This window comes from Cellulomonas sp. URHD0024 (genome assembly GCF_000426185.1).
Lineage (GTDB): Bacteria > Actinomycetota > Actinomycetes > Actinomycetales > Cellulomonadaceae > Cellulomonas.
Genome location: NZ_AUEW01000008.1, coordinates 1 through 15825, shown reverse-complemented (window position 1 = coordinate 15825; position 15825 = coordinate 1). Strand labels below are relative to the sequence as shown.

Below are 15825 nucleotides of genomic sequence, written 5' to 3'. Positions count from 1 at the left end.
CGCGGTCACCACAGCGTCGTGGTGTCCACCAGCCTGTACTGCGGGTTCTCCGTCATGAACCGGCGCCAGCTCGCGACCGTACGGTCGTGGAACGGGGTGGCCCGCAGCCCGTGGCTCGTCGCGAACTCCAGCGGTGCGTCGTGGTTGCCGACGATCCCGTACAGCGCGCCCGTGACGGCGCCGTCGGCGTCGAAGGTCGGAGTCGCAGAGAGGACCAGCACGCTGGTGTCGGCCTCGTCGAGCGCGTCGCGCACGGCCGTCCGGGCCGCCAGCTGCGCGGTCGCGGCCCCCAGGTCCGAGGTGGGTCGGTTCACCGCGTCGATCTCCGCGACGACCGCGTCCGGCAGCGGTGCGGCCGGGTCGATCACCAGGCCGGAGCCGTCGCCGCTGGGGCTGACGAACACGGACGCGCCGGCCTCTCGGGTCGCCTCGACCGCGAACGCCGGGACCGTGTCGCCGACGGCGGGGGGCAGAGGGACGTCCGCGAGCGAGATGCGCTGCGCCGCCGGCGTCACGACGTCGGCGGGTCTCGCGGGTGCCTCGGGTGCCGCTGCCGATGCGGTGGCCGCCGCGATGGCGGTGCCGACGGAGAGTGCGGTGACGGCCGACACGGCAAGAGTCCAGGTCGTCTTCATGGTCATGCCATCGACACGGCCGGTCATGGGGTGAAGTGACTGAGGTGCTTTCACCTGTACGGCGGCGTGCACGGGTCAACCGGCGACCCGCGTCCGGGCCGCGTCAGGTGCGCAGTGCCGCCACCAGCAGGGCCTGCGTGAGCACGAACCCGGTCACGAGATTGAGGACCAGGAAGCGGCGCCAGCCCCGGTTCGCGTCCTCGCAGTCGTCGTCGTCGAGATCGCGGAAGGGCGCGACCGACCCGAGGTAGACGAGCGGGACGACGGCGGCGAGAGCCGCGGGCGCGCCGGCCACCAGCAGGAGCGCGGCCGACGACGCGTAGCCCGCCATCGAGAGCCGGACGGTGCGACGGGCGCCGAGGGACGTCGCCACCGAGGCGATGCCGGCACCACGGTCTGCCGTGATGTCCTGCACCGCACCGAAGGCGTGGGAGGCCGCGCCCCAGAGGAAGAACGCGCCGAGCGTCGCGACGACCGGCATCGTGAACCGGCCCCCCGCGAGGGCGATGGCGAACACGGCGGGGCTGACGAAGTGGGTGCTCGACGTCAGTGAGTCGACGTACGGCCGCTCCTTGAGACGCAGCCCGGGTGCGGAGTAGGCCACGACGGCGAAGACGCTCACGGCGAGCACGACGCCGGACGCGAGTCCGCCGGCGACGAGGAGCGCGACGAGGAACGGGACGTTGGTGACCACCGCCGACCACAGGGTGGCCCGGTGCCACCGCTGCGACAGGATCGCGCCCTCGACGCCGCCCTTGCGCGGGTTGGCGAGGTCCGACGCGTAGTCGAAGACGTCGTTCAGCCCGTACATCAGCAGGTTGTACGGGACGAGGAAGTACACCGTGCCGACGACGAGCGCCCAACCGGGTTCACCGCCCGCGAGCAGGTACGCGACCGCGAAGGGGTAGGCCGTGTTGATCCAGCTCAGCGGCCGCGAGGCGAGCAGCACCTGCCCGACGCCGGTGAGCAGGCCCGCTCGGCTCGTCGGCTCCGTGCGGGTGCTCATGCGTCGATCCGTTCCCGGGCCGGCACGGGAGCCAGCAGCACCCAGACCGACGGCAGGGCGAGGGCCGCGGCGACGGGCCAGGCGAGGTCCTCGACGGGGGCGTGCCACAGGGTGACGCCGAGGAGGGCGGCAGCGTCGTACCGGAACAGGTCGGCGCTGATCATCAGGCTGTCGAACACCACCGTCAGCGCCACGAGGAGAGCGAGGGTCACGACGACCGGCAGCACGAACGGTGTCTGCCGCCGCCGCGCTGCCCGCGCCCCGACCACGGCCAGCACGGCAGCGCCTGCGACGACGAGGAGGTCGAGCTGGACGTACGTCACGCGTCCACCGCCCGCCGGGCCACGACCCGGTGGGTCGCCGTGAAGACGACCATCGTGAGGTAGCTGAAGAACGTCACGAAGAGGAGCTCCTCGATCGGCAGGTGCGGTGCGACCTCCAGACCCAGCAGTGCGCCTCCCCACCCCCGCTCGAAGATGCCGCGCGCGATGGCGGCGGCGTCCCAGGCGAGGAAGAGCGTCACACCGCAGGCGAGCACGACCGCCGCGCGCCGCGGAACTGCCCAGACGAACAGCCGGTGCCTGGCGTCGAGGAGCATCATGCCGGCCAGGCTCAGGAGCAGAGCGACGAGGTACGACCCCCTCATCCCGCACCCCCGGTGCGGACGGGCGCGGAGGTCAGCGGAACCGCCAGCGGCCCGGACGACCGGTCGCCGCGGAGTCGCTTGACCACCAGCTCCGCGCTGATGAGGCACATCGGCAGCCCGATGCCGGGGATGGTCGACCCGCCCGCGTACAGCAGGCCGTCGACCTTCGCGGATGCGTTGCGACCACGCCACCAGGCGCTCTGCCGCAGGACGTGCGCGGGGCCGAGCGCGCCGCCCGACCACGCGGACAGGTCGCGGGCGAAGTCGGCGGGACCGACGGTGCGCCGGACGAGGACACGGTCGGCGAGGTCCGGGATCCCCGCGACCGTGGCGAGCCGTCGGATCGCGTCGTCCGCCACCCGCTCGACGACGGGGTCGCCGCCGCCGCCGATCGTGACGTCCGCAGGCACCGGGATCAGCAGGAACAGGTTCTCGGTGTCGGGCGGCGCGACGGTCTCGTCCGTCCGCGACGGTGCGCACACGTACAGGGAACCGGCGTCCGGGACGTGCCGGTCCCGGCCGAAGACCGCGTCGACGTTGGCCTGCCAGTCCGCCGCGAAGACCAGGCTGTGATGGGTGAGCTCGGGCACCCGGCCTCTGATGCCGAGGTAGACGAGGACGGCGCCCGGACCGGGGTCGCGACGGGACCACCACTGTTCGGGGTAGGTGCGCAGGTCCGGCCTGAGCAGGGCCGTCTCCAGGTGGTGCAGGTCCCCGGCGCCCACCACGACGTCCGCCGCCAGGACCTGCTCACGACCGGCGTCGTCGAGGTACCGCACCCCCGTGACCCGAGCACCCGGCAGCGGCGTGGTCAGCACCTCGATGACGCGAGCGCCGGTGCGGATGGTCGCGCCCTCGCGCTCGGCGAGCCGCGCGAGCGCGTCGACGAGCGTGCCGAACCCGCCGCGCGGGTACAGCACCCCCTCGACGAGGTCGGCGTGGCTCATGAGGTGGTAGAGCGCCGGTGCCTGGTCGGGTGAGGTGCCCAGGAACACCGCGGGGTAGCCCAGCACGCGTCGCAGCCGCTCGTCGTGGAACCTCCGACCGACGTACGTGTCGAGCGTCTGCAGGACGAGCGGCAGCAGCCGGCCGGCCCGGAGCAGGACCCTCGGCGAGAGCAGTCGCGGCAGCGACTCGAACGTCGAGTACAGGAGGTGCTCGCGAGCGGTCTCGGTGGTCCGTCGGGCGGATGCGAGGTAGCGGCGCAGCCGTGATCCGGCACCCGGTTCGACAGCGTCGAACCGTGCCACGGCGTCCTCGAGCCCGGACCGGAGCTCGAGCGGGTCCGCGCCGCTCTCGAACCACGCGCGGTACGCCGGGTCGAGGCGGACCAGGTCGAGCTCGGCGTCGGCGCTCGTGCCGAGCAGGGCGAAGAAGTGGTCGATGACCTCCGGCATGAGGTACCACGACGGCCCCGTGTCGAACCGGAAACCCTCGCTCTCCCACGTACCCGCCCGACCGCCCACCTGGTCCTGCTGCTCGAGCACGACCACGTCGTACCCGTCGCGGGCGAGCAGCGCCGCAGTGCCGAGGCCCGCGACGCCGGCACCGATGACGACGGCCGTCTTCATGACCGGCCCACTCGAACCGGCGTGCGACCGAGAAGGCTGCGCGCCAGGACGAGCGCCTTCACCGGGCCCGGCACCCGCACCCGGCGGACCTCGATCGTCGCTGCGGGGGTCGCCCGGAGCCGTCGGGAGAGCGCTGCGAACAGGTCGTGCGCGGCACGCACCCCGCGGCGGCAGGAGGCGGGCAGGTCCTCGATCGCGAGCGCAGCCGCTGCGAGGTCCGCGTCGACGTCGTCGAGCAGGGCGTCCCGGCGCGCGTCGGTGAGGTGCCCGGTCCCGACGGCCGGGAAGTAGCTGCGCCCGAGGTCGTCCCGGTCGGCGGCGAGGTCCCGCAGGAAGTTGACCTTCTGGAAGGCTGCCCCGAGCCGGCGCGCACCCTCGGCCGACGCGTCGTACCGGGCCTCACGCTCGGCGGCGGTGCCCGGCTCGCACGCGACGAAGATGCGCAGGCACATGAGCCCGACGACCTCCGCGGACCCGTGGACGTAGGTCGCGAACGACGCGTCGTCGTGCGTCGTGCGGTCCAGGTCGGTGCGCATGGAGGCGAAGAACGGGTCGACGAGGTCCGCACCGATCCCGCACTCGCGCGCTGTCCGCGCGAACGCGTGGACGACGAGGTTGGTGGAGAAGCCGCGTTCGGTCGCGCGCAGGGTCTCCGCCCGCAGCTCGTCCAGGATCTCGGCCCGGTCGGCGTGCGACAGCGGGAGCGACGGTGCGTCGACCACCTCGTCTGCCAGCCGCACCAGTCCGTACACGTTGCGGACGTGGCCGCGGACCGGCTCGGCGAGCATCCGGGCGGCCCGTGCGAACGACGTCGAGTACCGGCCGATCACGCACGCGGCGCTGGCCGTCGCCACCTCGTCGTAGATCGCCGACGAGGACTGCGCCGGCGTGTGGTTGCGGGTCGTCAGGCTCATGCTGCTCGCCGCCCGACGACGAGCAGCGCCTGGGTGAGCCGTTCGACGACACCCGCGACGGGGCCGATCTCGCGGGCGAGGACGAGGGCCTGGTGGACGTGCTGGTCGACCAGATCCTCGACGAAGGCGCGGGACCCGCAGCGGACGAGGGCGTCCCGGACGGCGTCGGCGGCTGCGTCGCTGAGGTCGGGATCGCCGAGGTGGTGGGCGATCGTCGACCACACGGCCGTGGTCCGGGCGTGTGCGACGAGGGCCGTGACGGTGCCCTCGCGCAGGTCCGACACCGTGCTCTTGCCGGTGACGGCCTCGTCGCCGAACGTGCCGAGCAGGTCGTCCTGCAGCTGGAACGCGATCCCCAGGAGGCGACCGAGCCGGTCGAGCGACGGCAGCACACCGTCCGGCGCCCCGGCCAGGAGCGCACCCGCCTGCAGGGGCAGGGAGAACGAGTAGACGGCCGTCTTGTGCTCCTCGACCGTCAGCACCTCCGCGAGCGTCGGTCGGTCCGTGTGCAGCCCGAGCCGCACGTCGCCCAGCTCACCGCCCGCCGTGAGACGGATCGTCTCGTCGAGCAGGTCGAGCAGGCGCGCGACCGTCCACCGGTCGGTGTCCGCCGTGGCGACGAGGCGCGTGGCGCCGACGAGCGCGAGGTCGCCCGCGAGGATGCCGGCGGCCTGCCCGTACCGGTGGGCGCGGGCGGCCCCGGCCCCCGCGGCGCGTCCGCGTGCCTCGAACGCGCCGGAGACGTTGGGCCGCCCGCGCCGGCTCAGGTCGTGGTCGATGACGTCGTCGTGCATGACGAACGCCGTGTGCAGGAGCTCGATCGCGTCGCCGACCTGCTGCGCGACCTCCGGCCGGCTTCCCCCGAACGCCTCGTAGGTGGCTCGCAGGAGGTCCGGCCGCACCCGCTTGCCCCCGTCGGCCGCGTCGGTCATCGCCTCCCACAGCGCCCGGGACTCGGCTCCGTCGGCCCGTTCGGTGCCGCGGGCGAAGAACTCTGCGAACGCCTGGACGTCCAGCCCCTGCGCCGTCATGACGCCCGCGCCAGACGCGCAGGGCCGCCGGGGACGAGCTCGGCGAGCTGCTGCACCTGTTCGACCATCCACGGACTGAAGGCCCAGCCGGCGCTGGCCACGGCTCGGCCGAGGTCGACCGTCTCGACCCAGCGCAGCTCTGCGACCTCGGCCGGGTTGGGCCGCGGCTCCTGGTCGGTGACGGCGAACCACACCGGGCACATCTCGTTCTCGACGACACCGCCGGCGTCCGTCGCGCGGTACCGGAAGTCCGGGAGCAGCTGCTCGACGTCCTCCACCTCGACCCCGAGCTCTGTCCACGCGTGCCGGGCGATCGCGTCCGCCATCGGCTCTCCCGGGCGCGGGTGGCCGCAGAACGAGTTGGTCCACACGCCGGGCCACGCGGTCTTGCCGAGGGCGCGACGGGTGACCAGGAGCAGACCTGCGGGCGAGAACAGGTAGCAGGAGAAGGCGAGGTGGAGCGGGGTGGTGGCTCCGTGGACCGTCCGGCGAGGTGCGGTGCCGCAGGGTTCGCCGTCCTCGCCGAGGAGAACGACGAGGTCGTCGGAAGGGATGGTCGCGGTCATGTGCACGCTCCTCGGGTCGGTCGCACGGACCACCGTAGAACTTCTTTACTAGCCTGGCTAGTTATATGGCAGGCTAGCATTGCACCGTGAACGAAGAGACCGCTCCGGAGATCCCGACACATTACTGGTACGCCGACGACAGTTCAGTGCGAGAGGTGCTCGAGGCCGTGCGCCACTTCCGTCGGGCCGACCAGGAGATGCGGCGACGCCTCAGCGCCGGCATGGACATGAACGAGACGGACCTCCAGGCCCTCCAGTTCGTGATCGCCGCCGAGTCGCGCGGCGGCCAGGCGCACCCGCGCGAGATCGCCGCGTACCTGCGCATCTCGACCGCGTCCACCACCAAGCTGCTCGACCGGCTCACGGCCTCCGGGCACCTGGTCCGGACCGAGCACCCCACCGACCGAAGGTCGGTCGTCGTCTCCAGCACGCCGCACGCCCATCGGGAGATCCGGGAGCGACTCGAGCGGATGCACGCCGCGATGGCGGCGATCGTCCGGGACGTTCCGACGGGGTCGCGCCCTCATCTGCGCGACTTCCTGCGCTCGATGGCGGAGCTGCTCGACACGGAGGCCACGCCCGCGCCGCTGACCAAGGACCCGGCGGTCTGACCGGCTGGTGCCCCGCAGGCGTGCGGGTCCTTCTCGGAGCGGGTGACGAGAATCGAACTCGCGCTATCAGCTTGGGAAGCTGAAGTTCTGCCACTGAACTACACCCGCATGTGCCCGTCCGAGAGGGTGTCCCCTCGGCAGCCCGGACAGCATACCCGGACCGATCGGGTGGAGCGAAAGCGGGGTGACGCGTCCGCCCGCGTCGCCTCGCCGGACTACAGGTCGAGCGTCCCGACGAGGCGCAGCACGTCGCCCGACATGTCCTCGATCGCGGACGGGACGACCGGGACGACCGACCGCGCACCGTACGTCGAGACGATCTGGCTGACGCGCTCGTACAGGTACTCCCCGTACGAGTCCTGTGCGTTGACGCGCGCGTACGTGCCGCGCGGCATGACGACCTCGACCGCGTAGTTGCGAGACCGGAACGGCGCGAGCTCGCCGCTGTCGACGACGAACAGCGGCCGGAACCGCCCGCTCGTGAGCTGGGCGCGTTCGACGGCGGCAGCGAGCCGCTCGGTGTCACCCGCGGTGCACCCGACGGCGACGACGACGGTGATCGGCCAGCGGGAGCCCTGGCCGGGCAGCATCATGTGGCCCGACCGGATGTCGATCCGGACCTTCCCTGTGCGCCGCCGCTTCGGCTGGCCGGCGCTGAGCCCGAGCACACGAACACCGAACGTCTTCGCCGACGGGGAGCGACGCGCGACCGCCTTCGCGGCGCGCCGCACTCCCGGGAGTGTGAGGGCACGTCGCGCGACGCCGCGCAGTGCGGAGCGGGCGCTCATGCCGTCACCTTCGTCTCGACCAGGAGGCGCTCGACCCGCCGCATGGCGTCGCCCGCACCGTTGCCCGGGTACTCGTCGGCCATCCGCTGTTGCGCCCTCTCGACCCATGCCGGATCGGAGACGGTGCGCAGCGCCGCACGGGCCGACTCCGCGTCGACCTCGACGACGCAGGCACCGAACCCGCGGTCGTCGGCGTAGCGGGCGCGTCCGAGCTGGTCGTCCGTCGTCGTCTGCAGGTTCGGGACGAACACCGTGGGCAACCCGGCGAGGACGGACTCGTGATAGCTGTTGTACCCGCAGGCGACGACCGCGGCGTCGAACGCCCGCAGGTAGCGCGACAGCGGGTACACCGACAGGGACGCGACGTGGTCGCGCAGCCGGTCGCCGCGGCGCTGGATCGGTGGGCGCGTGGCGTGCAGCGTCCAGCCCGGCAGCACGTCGTCGGCTGCGTCCACGAAGGTGTCGAGGTCGGAGCCGATGTCGTTGATGTTCCCGGCGCCGAGGCTGAGCAGCAGCGCGGGGGCGTCGCCCTCGATGCCGAGCGCGGCGCGTGCCTCGTCGCGGCTGAGCAGGTCGTCCTGGTCGAGCAGCGTCACGGGCCCGACCCGGTAGGCGTCGTCGAGCGACGCGACCGGACCGCGGTCGTAGGCGGCCGCGACCTCACCGGGCTGGACGACGAGGTCGAAGATCGAGCCGCGCTCGAGGAACTTCGTCGTCGTCTCCTCGCGCCACATGCCGCGTCGGGACCAGACGAACGCGATCTCGGGGAACTGCGGCCGGACCTGCACCATGCCGACGTACGGCATCGTCCCGTCGAAGACGACGGCCGCCGGCTGGTACCGACGGAGAACGTCCGCAAACCGCTGGGCGAACAGCGGGTTCCACTGCTCGACCGTGCAGCCGAGGTCACCCCGCGACGGGCAGTACTCCCACGGGTGGCCAGACGTCTCGACGACCGCGACCGCCTGCGAGAGCGAGAAGAACATGGGCTCGACGGCGTCGGACGCGCGGTTCGCCATCGCGAGCAGCCGCGTGAGGTGTCCCATGCCCGCGCCGTTGGAGGACACGAACAGCACCCGCTCGCGGTCCTGGCGACGACGGCGGGTCGGCACGACCACGGGATCCCCCGTCGGCGGCCCGAGGATCGCAGCGAGCCGCGCGACGTGGGCCTCGTGCCCGTGCCGACCGCGGACGAACACCTGCCCACGCGTCGACTGCTCGAGGTAGGCGGCCGGGTCGGCGGAGAGCCGCCGCACGACGTCCTGGACGCCGGCCGGGGTCGTGTACACCGCGGCGTCGCCGAAGCTGTCGCGGAAGTGCTCCGGCAGGATCGCGACGGCGCCGCTCGCCATCGCCTCCATGACCGTGCGCCCGTACGCCTCGACGAGGTCGCTGCGGTGGAAGTAGACGAAGAAGTCGAGCGACGCGACGAAGTCGCGCGGGTCGCGTGCCCCAAACTCCTCGACGATCCAGCGCTCGGGCACGCTGCCGAGCACGTCCGCCACGGCGTCCGCCCCGCCGAGCACCCGGACCTGCACCGAGTCGTCCACCGGGTAGGCCGCGCGGATGTCCGCCGAGCGCTCCGGCCACTTCGCCGCGGACGAGCGGCTGTGCCGGCCGAGGACGGGCACGGCCCCGACACCTGACCGCTCCCGCGACCACTCGTCGACGTCGAGCAGGTTGAACCAGTCGCCCGGGGCCACGTCAACGAGGTCCGCCACGGGCTCGAGCGTCTCGCGCACCGCGGGGCCGATCGAGCACCACGTTGGACGCACGCCGAGCCAGCGCTCGACCGCCGCGTCCGTCTCCTCGACGTCGTAGTGCTGGACGCCCGCCGCGTCGACCCGCACGTGGTTGGCGACGAGCAGCGCCTGGTCGGCCGTCACCGGCAGGCCCTCGGGGACGGTCGCGAACACCGTCGCGTTGCGGAGCACGGCGAGGCGGGCATGGACCTGCTGGCCGGCGACGACCAGCTCGGCCAGGCCCTCGTCGAGGCAGCGGCGCAGGCGCGGCTCGATGCCGAGGCCCGTGTTGGCGAGCGTGCTGGGGACGTGCAGGAGGCCGGTCCGGTAACCCGCGGCGGCCTGCGCGCGGATCTCTTCGGCCATGCTCGCCGTCGTCCCGCCGGGCAGCCGGAGGTCGGATGCGAGAACGACGTCGTACGGCCGGGAACCGCTGCTCACATGCACCTCGATGATCTGACGACGATCGTGGTTCGGGTATCCCACGACGCTGAACCGGGCGGCCGTTCACCAACGCAGCCGCATCCACACATCTGGTTGGAGTCGCGGCCGCGTCGATGGTACGCGGAGAAGGACGAACGGATCGCCACCCGGTGGCTCATGCGCTCCGGACGGCCACAGCCTCGGAGCCCTCGGCCGGAGAGGGAGGCCCCTCGGGCAGAAGACCCTGGACGAGGGTGCGATACGACGCATGACTGAAGCGTTCCCGGGTCCGGCGCATCGCCAGCTCCGCCTGACGCCTGTAGGCCTGCGGATCCGCGTGCAGGCGCGTGACGACGGCCTTCACCTGGTGCTCCTGCGCGTACAGGGCGGCATCCCCGAACGCCGGCTCGAAGTGGTGGGGCAGGATGGCGACACACCCGGTGGCGATCGCCTCCAGGACAGCGCGTCCGAACGCGTCGTAGGCCTGGCTGTGCTGGAAGTACACGAAGAAGTCGATGGAGTTGAGGAAGGCTCGGACGTCCATCTCGTCCGGGGCGAGCACGAGCCACGCCGGTGGGGCGGTCTTCGTGCCAAGGAGCGTGAGCGCCGACGCGGCGCCGCCCATGATGCGGACATCGACCGACCCGTCCGTCGGGTACGCAGCCGTCAGCCTCGCTGGGTCCTCGGGCCACTTCATCCGGTCGTCGCGCGAGTGTCGGCCGATGATCGGCTCCGCGCCGCGGAACGAGACCCGCTCGGTCTTCCACTCGGACGCGTCGAGGATGCCGGGGATGTCGAAGTCCGCGAGCTCACCGGCCGGCACCTGGTCCGCGATGGCACCGCGGACCGTGGGGCCCTGGGGACACCACAGCGCGCGGACGCCGAAGAGCGCCTCCGCGTTGTCGGAGCACGAGCGCACGTCGTAGCGGATGTCCGACCCGTCCCGCTCGGACGGGGCTTGGTTCGCCACGATCACCAGGCGCTCGGTCGCCAGACCCAGTGGCGCGCTCGGGGGGAACTGGAGGACCGGCGGGTAGCGCAGGAAGACCAACCGGCTGGTCGAGGGCTCGTCGTCGATGACGCGTTCCACGACACCCTCGTTGACGAGCTGCTGCACCGCGGCGCACAGGCTCGGCTCGGCGCGACCCATGAACCGCGCGGCGTGCAGGTGGAGAACGCCGATCCGCAGGCCGAGCGGCTCGAGCGAACGGATCTCCTCGATCATCGAGCGCTGGGGTCCGCCGTACCGGGTCCACTCACCGGCGAAGACGACGTCGTAGCGGGGTGGCTCGATGGGGCGGTCGACGGCGAACGAGCTGGGCACCGGGAACGGTAGCGGCGTCCCAGGCCGTAGGCGCAGCCCGGCCTGGGGCGACGTCCGGTGCCAGTGCTCGAAGCTGCCCCGGAATGCCCGACGACCCGGGTGGTGCCAACCTGCGCGGAAGTCGCCACGGGACAGCGAGTCCACGGTGATGCGAACCAGCGCGAGCGGCTCGTTGAGGGTGACGACCGGGCCCCCGGTGTACGCCTCCAGCCGGAAGTGGAACTCCGAGTCGGCGCCCTTGCGAACGGGCAGGAACCCGCCCAGCGTGACGGCCAGATCGCGGCGGAACATCAACGAGGACGCGTTCGGACGATGCGCGGGGTAGCCAGGCCGCTGGTTGACCAGGTTGTCGAGAACGGTGACGCTCCTGCTCCGCGTGCCGGCGAGCGAGCTGTCCGCGTGGAGCACCTCGACCTGGCGTGCGACGCGTTCCGGGTGCGACCAGTCGTCGTCGTCCTGGCCCGTGATGTAGTCGCCCTGGGCGAGCCCGATGCCGGCGTTGCGAGCCAGGTAGGTGCCGCCGTTGCGAGGCATGCGGTGGAATCGCACGCGTGGGTCGCCGTCCGCGATGTCGAGGACCATCCGTTCCGGGTCCTCGGGCGAGCAGTCGTCCACGACGACGAGCTCGATGTCCTGCCACGTCTGGTCGAGGATCGAGCGGATGGCGGCGCGCAGCGCGGGCTCGGTCGGCTGGTACGTCGTCATCACCACGCTGACCAGCGGCCCACCGGCGTGCGAGGGTGCTTGGCTCGTCACGCCGTCGAACGGGATCTCGGCCGAGAGGTCGAAGGCCAGGGGAGCGAGCCCCAGCGTGACGAATCGCGCGTTGAACGACGCCAGCCAGCTGTCGGCGTCCGCGAACGGGCTTCCGGTGTTCGGGTTCAGGAGATCCGTGGTGAGGTGAGGCTCAGCCGTCGCGAGCTTCCGATGGCTTTCCAGCACGGCGCTGCACTCGGCGTAACGGCCCACGCTGAAGAGAAGCTCGGCCTGCAGCTTCGCGTAGACCTGGCGTTCCGCCTCGCGGACGCCTGGCACCGCGTCGCTCAGCAGGTCGATCGCGACTGCCACGTCGTCGTCGAGGATCCGCTGCAGGCCGACGATACGGCCGAGGCTCGCGGCCCACTTCGGCGACAGGGCCTCGCGGACCTGCGCGGACGCGAGGACGTCCGCGTACAGCGCGCCACCGTCGGATCCCAGGTACGCGGCGATGTCGCGCAGCGCGAGGGACCGCGTACGGAGCGCCGTTGCCTCCAGGGTCGGCGCGCCGCGGCGACGGGCGAGCGCGGCGTAGTCCGCGAGCAGCGACTCGAAGGGCAGGGAGTGGGACACAGTCAGCGCCTGTCGGGTTGAACGGATCGAGCACGGGTCATGTCGACGCCGCCCTCGACTCAGTGTGCCGTCGTGGGTCGTCGAAGCACCGCGAGCCGGCTGACACCGACGTCGTGGCGTTCGAAGCCGTACTCGTCGCACCACTGCCGAACTGCCTCGGCCTCGCCGGAACGGTCGGAGTCGTCGAGGAGCACGACGGCGTTCGGCGAGAGCCTCGATGCGAGCACCGGGACGGCGGGTCGGCGTGCGAAGGGGTGGTTGGTCCCGCCGGGAGGGCCGTCGACGATCAGCAGGTCGATCGCCTCGAGGTCGCCCATCACGGCCGTGTCGTACCACGGGGCGCCGTCGGCCTGGTCGCAGGGCTGCAGGGGCGCGGTGCGCACGTCGATGGTGTCGGCAAGCCCGTGACGTGCTACCTCGGCTCGCGTCAGCGACGCGAACTCCTCGTCGTGGTCGAAGCTCGTGATCCGGGTGCCCAAGCCCTCTGTGGCGTAGCCCAGCCACACGGTCGACGTGCCGCTTCCGAGCTCGACCACGTTCCGTGGCTTCTCCTCGGCGACGATGTCGAGCAGGTGCGTCAGGCTGCGGGCGTCGATCGCCCACCGTCCAGTCGGGGGCATGAGCGCCCGTGGAGAGATGCGTGTGAGGACCTGGAACAGCGCCTCGACCTGCCGGACCTCGTCGCGCGTCATCTTCGTGACGTCGTCCAGGACGTCCCCTCGGAGGCTCTTCGTTCGCAGCTCGATGTCGGCGCGGAGGTGCTTCGAGGCGCTGATGAGCGCGTCGAAGCTCGCGCGGTTGTGGCCGGCCGTCTCGGCCTGACCCTCGAGCGCCTCACGGTGGCGATCCGCGGCCCGGAGCCGCTCGGTCTCGACCGCGACGAGCAGACGTCGCTCCATCTGCTGCATCTGCTCGACGTGCTTCAGGCTGGCATCCGCGTCCCGCGCTATCGCCGCCTCGCCGTCCTCGGTCCGCCGCTTGGCGGCCAGCCGCGACATGTGTGCGAGATCCGCCGCGCGGGAGCGGATGTCGACAGCGACGGTCACTCCCAAGCCCAGGAGGAGGGCCCCGAGGACCCCTGCGACCCGCGCTGCCCCGGCGGCGGAAGCGATCGCTGCCGCGACGGTCAGCACTCCGGCTCCCGCGATCCCGATACGCCACGAGCGGCTCTGTCGCATGAAACAACCTCCTAGGGAGCCGCCGGGTGGCGGCATGGAAACGCTACAGAAGCCGGGCGCGCATGTTCGCTCGCGCCGCTCTGCCAAAGGCCACCTGCGGAGGCTACTTGATGCCTGCGGCCGCCAGGCGCTCACCGACTGCCGAAGCCAACGACTTGGAGTACGTCGCGGTGAGGTGGTGCGAGTCTCGGTAGACCAGCACGTCACCGATCACCGGTGCGCATCGCGACTGCGGGCAGACGTAGTCGAGCAGGTCGATGGTCCCGGCGTCGGGCGACTTGTCGAGCGCGAGCTCCTGGAAGCTGCGCGCGGACTTGTCGACAGCCTCCGACCGGGATGCAGCGCACGTCGTCAACGCGTCCGGGTTCAGGGCGACGCAGTCGGGGATCTCGATCCCGACCCACGGAGTGTCCATCAGGACGACAACCTTGCTGCCCTGGGACCGCAGCTGCGACCACGTACGGCCGAGCCCGGCGGCGAGGATCGGGTCCGCCTCGGGCCGCGGGACCTTGATGCCGTCGCGCGACACGGCATATCCGCCGCTCTCCGAGACGAGCACGACGTCGGGTGGGTTCGCAGCCAGGGCCTTGTCGACGTTCGTTCCCCAGGAGCGGCACGACGTGTACGTGCCGTTCTGGGAGCTCAGCCACACGTCGACATCAGCGAAGAGGCACGCGGACTTGGTGTACGTGTCGAGCCGCCACCCGTTCTCCTCGGCCAGCAGGCGCAGCGCGGGCTGCCACTGTGCGGCGTGCGAGTCCCCCACGAGTGCGATCACACGGTCCGACTGCGGATCGCCATAGGTGCAGCTCAGCGCCTTGTCGTCCTTCTGGTCCTGGTGGCAGCCGTCGCCGTAGACGTCGGCGTTGTCACCGCTGGCGTCTTGCGGTGCCGGGAGGAACGCCGGTACGGAGTCGACGGGGATTCCTGCGGGGGAGCTCGTGGGGTCCTCGCCGAGCGCCTCTGCGCCGCGCGCCGCTCCGCTCGCCGCGGAGGTCGGCTGCTCGACGCTCCGCTGGACGGCGGTGGCGGAGCCGAGTCCGAGGCCGATGCACAGGAGGGCGACGAGGGCGGCGCGCCAGGGTGTGGCGGCGAGGAAGCGGTTGTGGTGGAGGGGTTTTTCGACGAGGGAGTAGGCCAGCCAGGCGGGTACGGCGGAGAAGCCGACGACGAGCAGGGCGGTGGGGACCCACAGGTGGCCGGTCTCGTCGCCCCAGATCGCGGTGGCCCCCACGAGCAGGGGCCAGTGCCACAGGTACAGGGAGTAGGACAGGGTCCCGATGTCGCGCATGGCCGGGATGCGCAGGACGAGCAGGCCCTTGCTGGTGCCCAGGCCCGCGGCCAGGACCGCGGCGGCGCCCAGGGTGGGCACCAGGGCGGCGGTGCCCGGGAACGGCGTCGCGGCGGTGAACTTCCAGGCGGCCAGGGCGATCGCGGCCAGCCCGAGCCAGCCGGCCAGGGTGCGGGCCAGGGCGGGGATGCGGGCGATCTGGGTGGCGCCGACGGCGAGCAGGGCGCCGATGCCGAGCTCCCACAGGCGGGTGGTCGTGACGAAGTAGGCGCGGCCGGGGTCGGTGCCGGTCAGGTGCCAGGACCACAGCAGGGACGGGACGGTGATCGCGAGCAGCCCGGTGGCCAGGTGCGCGCGGGTCACGCCCGTGGTCCCGCGGGCGCGGCGCAGGGCCCAGACCAGGGCCACGATGAGCAGGGGCCAGATGACGTAGAACTGTTCCTCGACGGCCAGGGACCAGAAGTGCTGCAGGGGGCTGGCTGCGGTGCCCTGGGACAGGTAGTCCACGGAGCGGGCGGCCAGGGTCCAGTTGATGACGTAGAGGCTGGCGGCGCGCAGGTCTTGGGCGATGGTGTCCCAGCGGGTCACGGGCAGCACGGCCACGGTCATGACCGCGACGAACACGAAGACCAGGGCGGTGGCGGGCAGCAGGCGTCGGGCGCGCCGGGCGTAGAACCGGGACAGGCTGAGGCGGCCGGTGGACTCGATCTCGCGCACGATCAGCCCGGTGATCAAGAACCCGGAGATCACGAAGAACACGTCCACACCGA

14 protein-coding genes and 1 tRNA gene are annotated in these 15825 nt (G+C 72.1%); 1 reads left to right on the top strand and 14 read right to left on the bottom strand.

Annotated elements, in window-relative coordinates:
• Nucleotides 1–5 precede the first annotated feature (5 nt).
• From I847_RS0109105 to idi, 8 genes are all read right to left on the bottom strand, one after another.
• Nucleotides 6–641, bottom strand: coding sequence for a hypothetical protein (locus I847_RS0109105; RefSeq protein ID WP_028049446.1), 636 nt, complete (start codon nucleotides 639–641; stop codon nucleotides 6–8).
• 97 nt (nucleotides 642–738) lie between these two features.
• Nucleotides 739–1641 carry a prenyltransferase gene (locus tag I847_RS0109100; RefSeq protein WP_028049445.1) on the bottom strand — a complete coding sequence of 301 codons (903 nt, stop codon included), beginning with the start codon at nucleotides 1639–1641 and terminating at the stop codon, nucleotides 739–741.
• Entirely contained in the window at nucleotides 1638–1964 is a 327-nt protein-coding gene (locus I847_RS0109095; protein ID WP_028049444.1) for a lycopene cyclase domain-containing protein, read from the bottom strand. Before I847_RS0109095 ends, I847_RS0109100 begins: the two co-directional genes overlap by 4 nt.
• Entirely contained in the window at nucleotides 1961–2287 is a 327-nt protein-coding gene (locus I847_RS0109090) for a lycopene cyclase domain-containing protein (RefSeq protein ID WP_028049443.1), read from the bottom strand. The genes I847_RS0109095 and I847_RS0109090 overlap by 4 nt, the downstream gene beginning before the upstream one ends.
• Nucleotides 2284–3858 carry a phytoene desaturase family protein gene (gene crtI, locus I847_RS0109085; RefSeq protein ID WP_028049442.1) on the bottom strand — a complete coding sequence of 525 codons (1575 nt, stop codon included), beginning with the start codon at nucleotides 3856–3858 and terminating at the stop codon, nucleotides 2284–2286. The genes I847_RS0109090 and crtI overlap by 4 nt, the downstream gene beginning before the upstream one ends.
• Nucleotides 3855–4772 (bottom strand): squalene/phytoene synthase family protein, encoded by a 918-nt coding sequence (locus I847_RS0109080; RefSeq protein ID WP_051274670.1) that lies wholly within the window; start codon nucleotides 4770–4772, stop codon nucleotides 3855–3857. The genes crtI and I847_RS0109080 overlap by 4 nt, the downstream gene beginning before the upstream one ends.
• A complete protein-coding gene (locus I847_RS22805; RefSeq protein ID WP_051274668.1) occupies nucleotides 4769–5803 on the bottom strand; it encodes a polyprenyl synthetase family protein in 1035 nt (344 codons plus the stop codon). The genes I847_RS0109080 and I847_RS22805 overlap by 4 nt, the downstream gene beginning before the upstream one ends.
• The gene (gene idi / locus I847_RS0109070; RefSeq protein ID WP_028049440.1) at nucleotides 5800–6369 is read right to left on the bottom strand and encodes an isopentenyl-diphosphate Delta-isomerase; all 570 of its coding nucleotides are present in this window, start codon (nucleotides 6367–6369) and stop codon (nucleotides 5800–5802) included. The genes I847_RS22805 and idi overlap by 4 nt, the downstream gene beginning before the upstream one ends.
• An 86-nt stretch (nucleotides 6370–6455) precedes the next feature.
• Here idi and I847_RS0109065 point away from each other — a divergent pair, with 86 nt between their 5' ends.
• Nucleotides 6456–6980, top strand: coding sequence for a MarR family winged helix-turn-helix transcriptional regulator (locus I847_RS0109065; protein WP_028049439.1), 525 nt, complete (start codon nucleotides 6456–6458; stop codon nucleotides 6978–6980).
• A 37-nt stretch (nucleotides 6981–7017) separates the two neighbouring features.
• Here the strand turns inward: I847_RS0109065 and I847_RS0109060 are convergent.
• From I847_RS0109060 to I847_RS22790, 6 genes are all read right to left on the bottom strand, one after another.
• Nucleotides 7018–7088 (bottom strand) — tRNA-Gly (locus tag I847_RS0109060).
• Between the two features lie 107 nt (nucleotides 7089–7195).
• Complete coding sequence (locus I847_RS0109055) at nucleotides 7196–7768, bottom strand: hypothetical protein (RefSeq protein ID WP_028049438.1); 573 nt, start codon at nucleotides 7766–7768, stop codon at nucleotides 7196–7198.
• Nucleotides 7765–9951 carry a hypothetical protein gene (locus tag I847_RS22800; RefSeq protein ID WP_051274666.1) on the bottom strand — a complete coding sequence of 729 codons (2187 nt, stop codon included), beginning with the start codon at nucleotides 9949–9951 and terminating at the stop codon, nucleotides 7765–7767. Before I847_RS22800 ends, I847_RS0109055 begins: the two co-directional genes overlap by 4 nt.
• 157 nt (nucleotides 9952–10108) lie before the next feature.
• On the bottom strand, nucleotides 10109–12586 hold the full coding sequence (locus I847_RS0109045) for a glycosyltransferase family 2 protein (RefSeq protein WP_028049437.1): 2478 nt from the start codon (nucleotides 12584–12586) through the stop codon (nucleotides 10109–10111).
• Nucleotides 12587–12645: 59 nt separating this feature from the next.
• Nucleotides 12646–13764 carry an O-methyltransferase gene (locus I847_RS25530; RefSeq protein ID WP_196804521.1) on the bottom strand — a complete coding sequence of 373 codons (1119 nt, stop codon included), beginning with the start codon at nucleotides 13762–13764 and terminating at the stop codon, nucleotides 12646–12648.
• 103 nt (nucleotides 13765–13867) lie between these two features.
• On the bottom strand, nucleotides 13868–15825 hold a 1958-nt coding region (locus I847_RS22790; protein WP_034609698.1), incomplete at its 5' end, for an acyltransferase family protein.

What these genes read in the sequence shown, in the direction of transcription:
- idi (WP_028049440.1), bottom strand. Translation starts at nt 6,369, where the DNA reads ATGACCGCGACCATCCCTTCCGACGACCTCGTCGTTCTCCTCGGCGAG.
- I847_RS0109055 (WP_028049438.1), bottom strand. Translation starts at nt 7,768, where the DNA reads ATGAGCGCCCGCTCCGCACTGCGCGGCGTCGCGCGACGTGCCCTCACA.
- crtI (WP_028049442.1), bottom strand. Translation starts at nt 3,858, where the DNA reads ATGAAGACGGCCGTCGTCATCGGTGCCGGCGTCGCGGGCCTCGGCACT.
- I847_RS25530 (WP_196804521.1), bottom strand. Translation starts at nt 13,764, where the DNA reads ATGCGACAGAGCCGCTCGTGGCGTATCGGGATCGCGGGAGCCGGAGTG.
- I847_RS0109090 (WP_028049443.1), bottom strand. Translation starts at nt 2,287, where the DNA reads ATGAGGGGGTCGTACCTCGTCGCTCTGCTCCTGAGCCTGGCCGGCATG.
- I847_RS0109100 (WP_028049445.1), bottom strand. Translation starts at nt 1,641, where the DNA reads ATGAGCACCCGCACGGAGCCGACGAGCCGAGCGGGCCTGCTCACCGGC.
- I847_RS0109080 (WP_051274670.1), bottom strand. Translation starts at nt 4,772, where the DNA reads ATGAGCCTGACGACCCGCAACCACACGCCGGCGCAGTCCTCGTCGGCG.
- I847_RS0109105 (WP_028049446.1), bottom strand. Translation starts at nt 641, where the DNA reads ATGACCATGAAGACGACCTGGACTCTTGCCGTGTCGGCCGTCACCGCA.
- I847_RS22805 (WP_051274668.1), bottom strand. Translation starts at nt 5,803, where the DNA reads ATGACGGCGCAGGGGCTGGACGTCCAGGCGTTCGCAGAGTTCTTCGCC.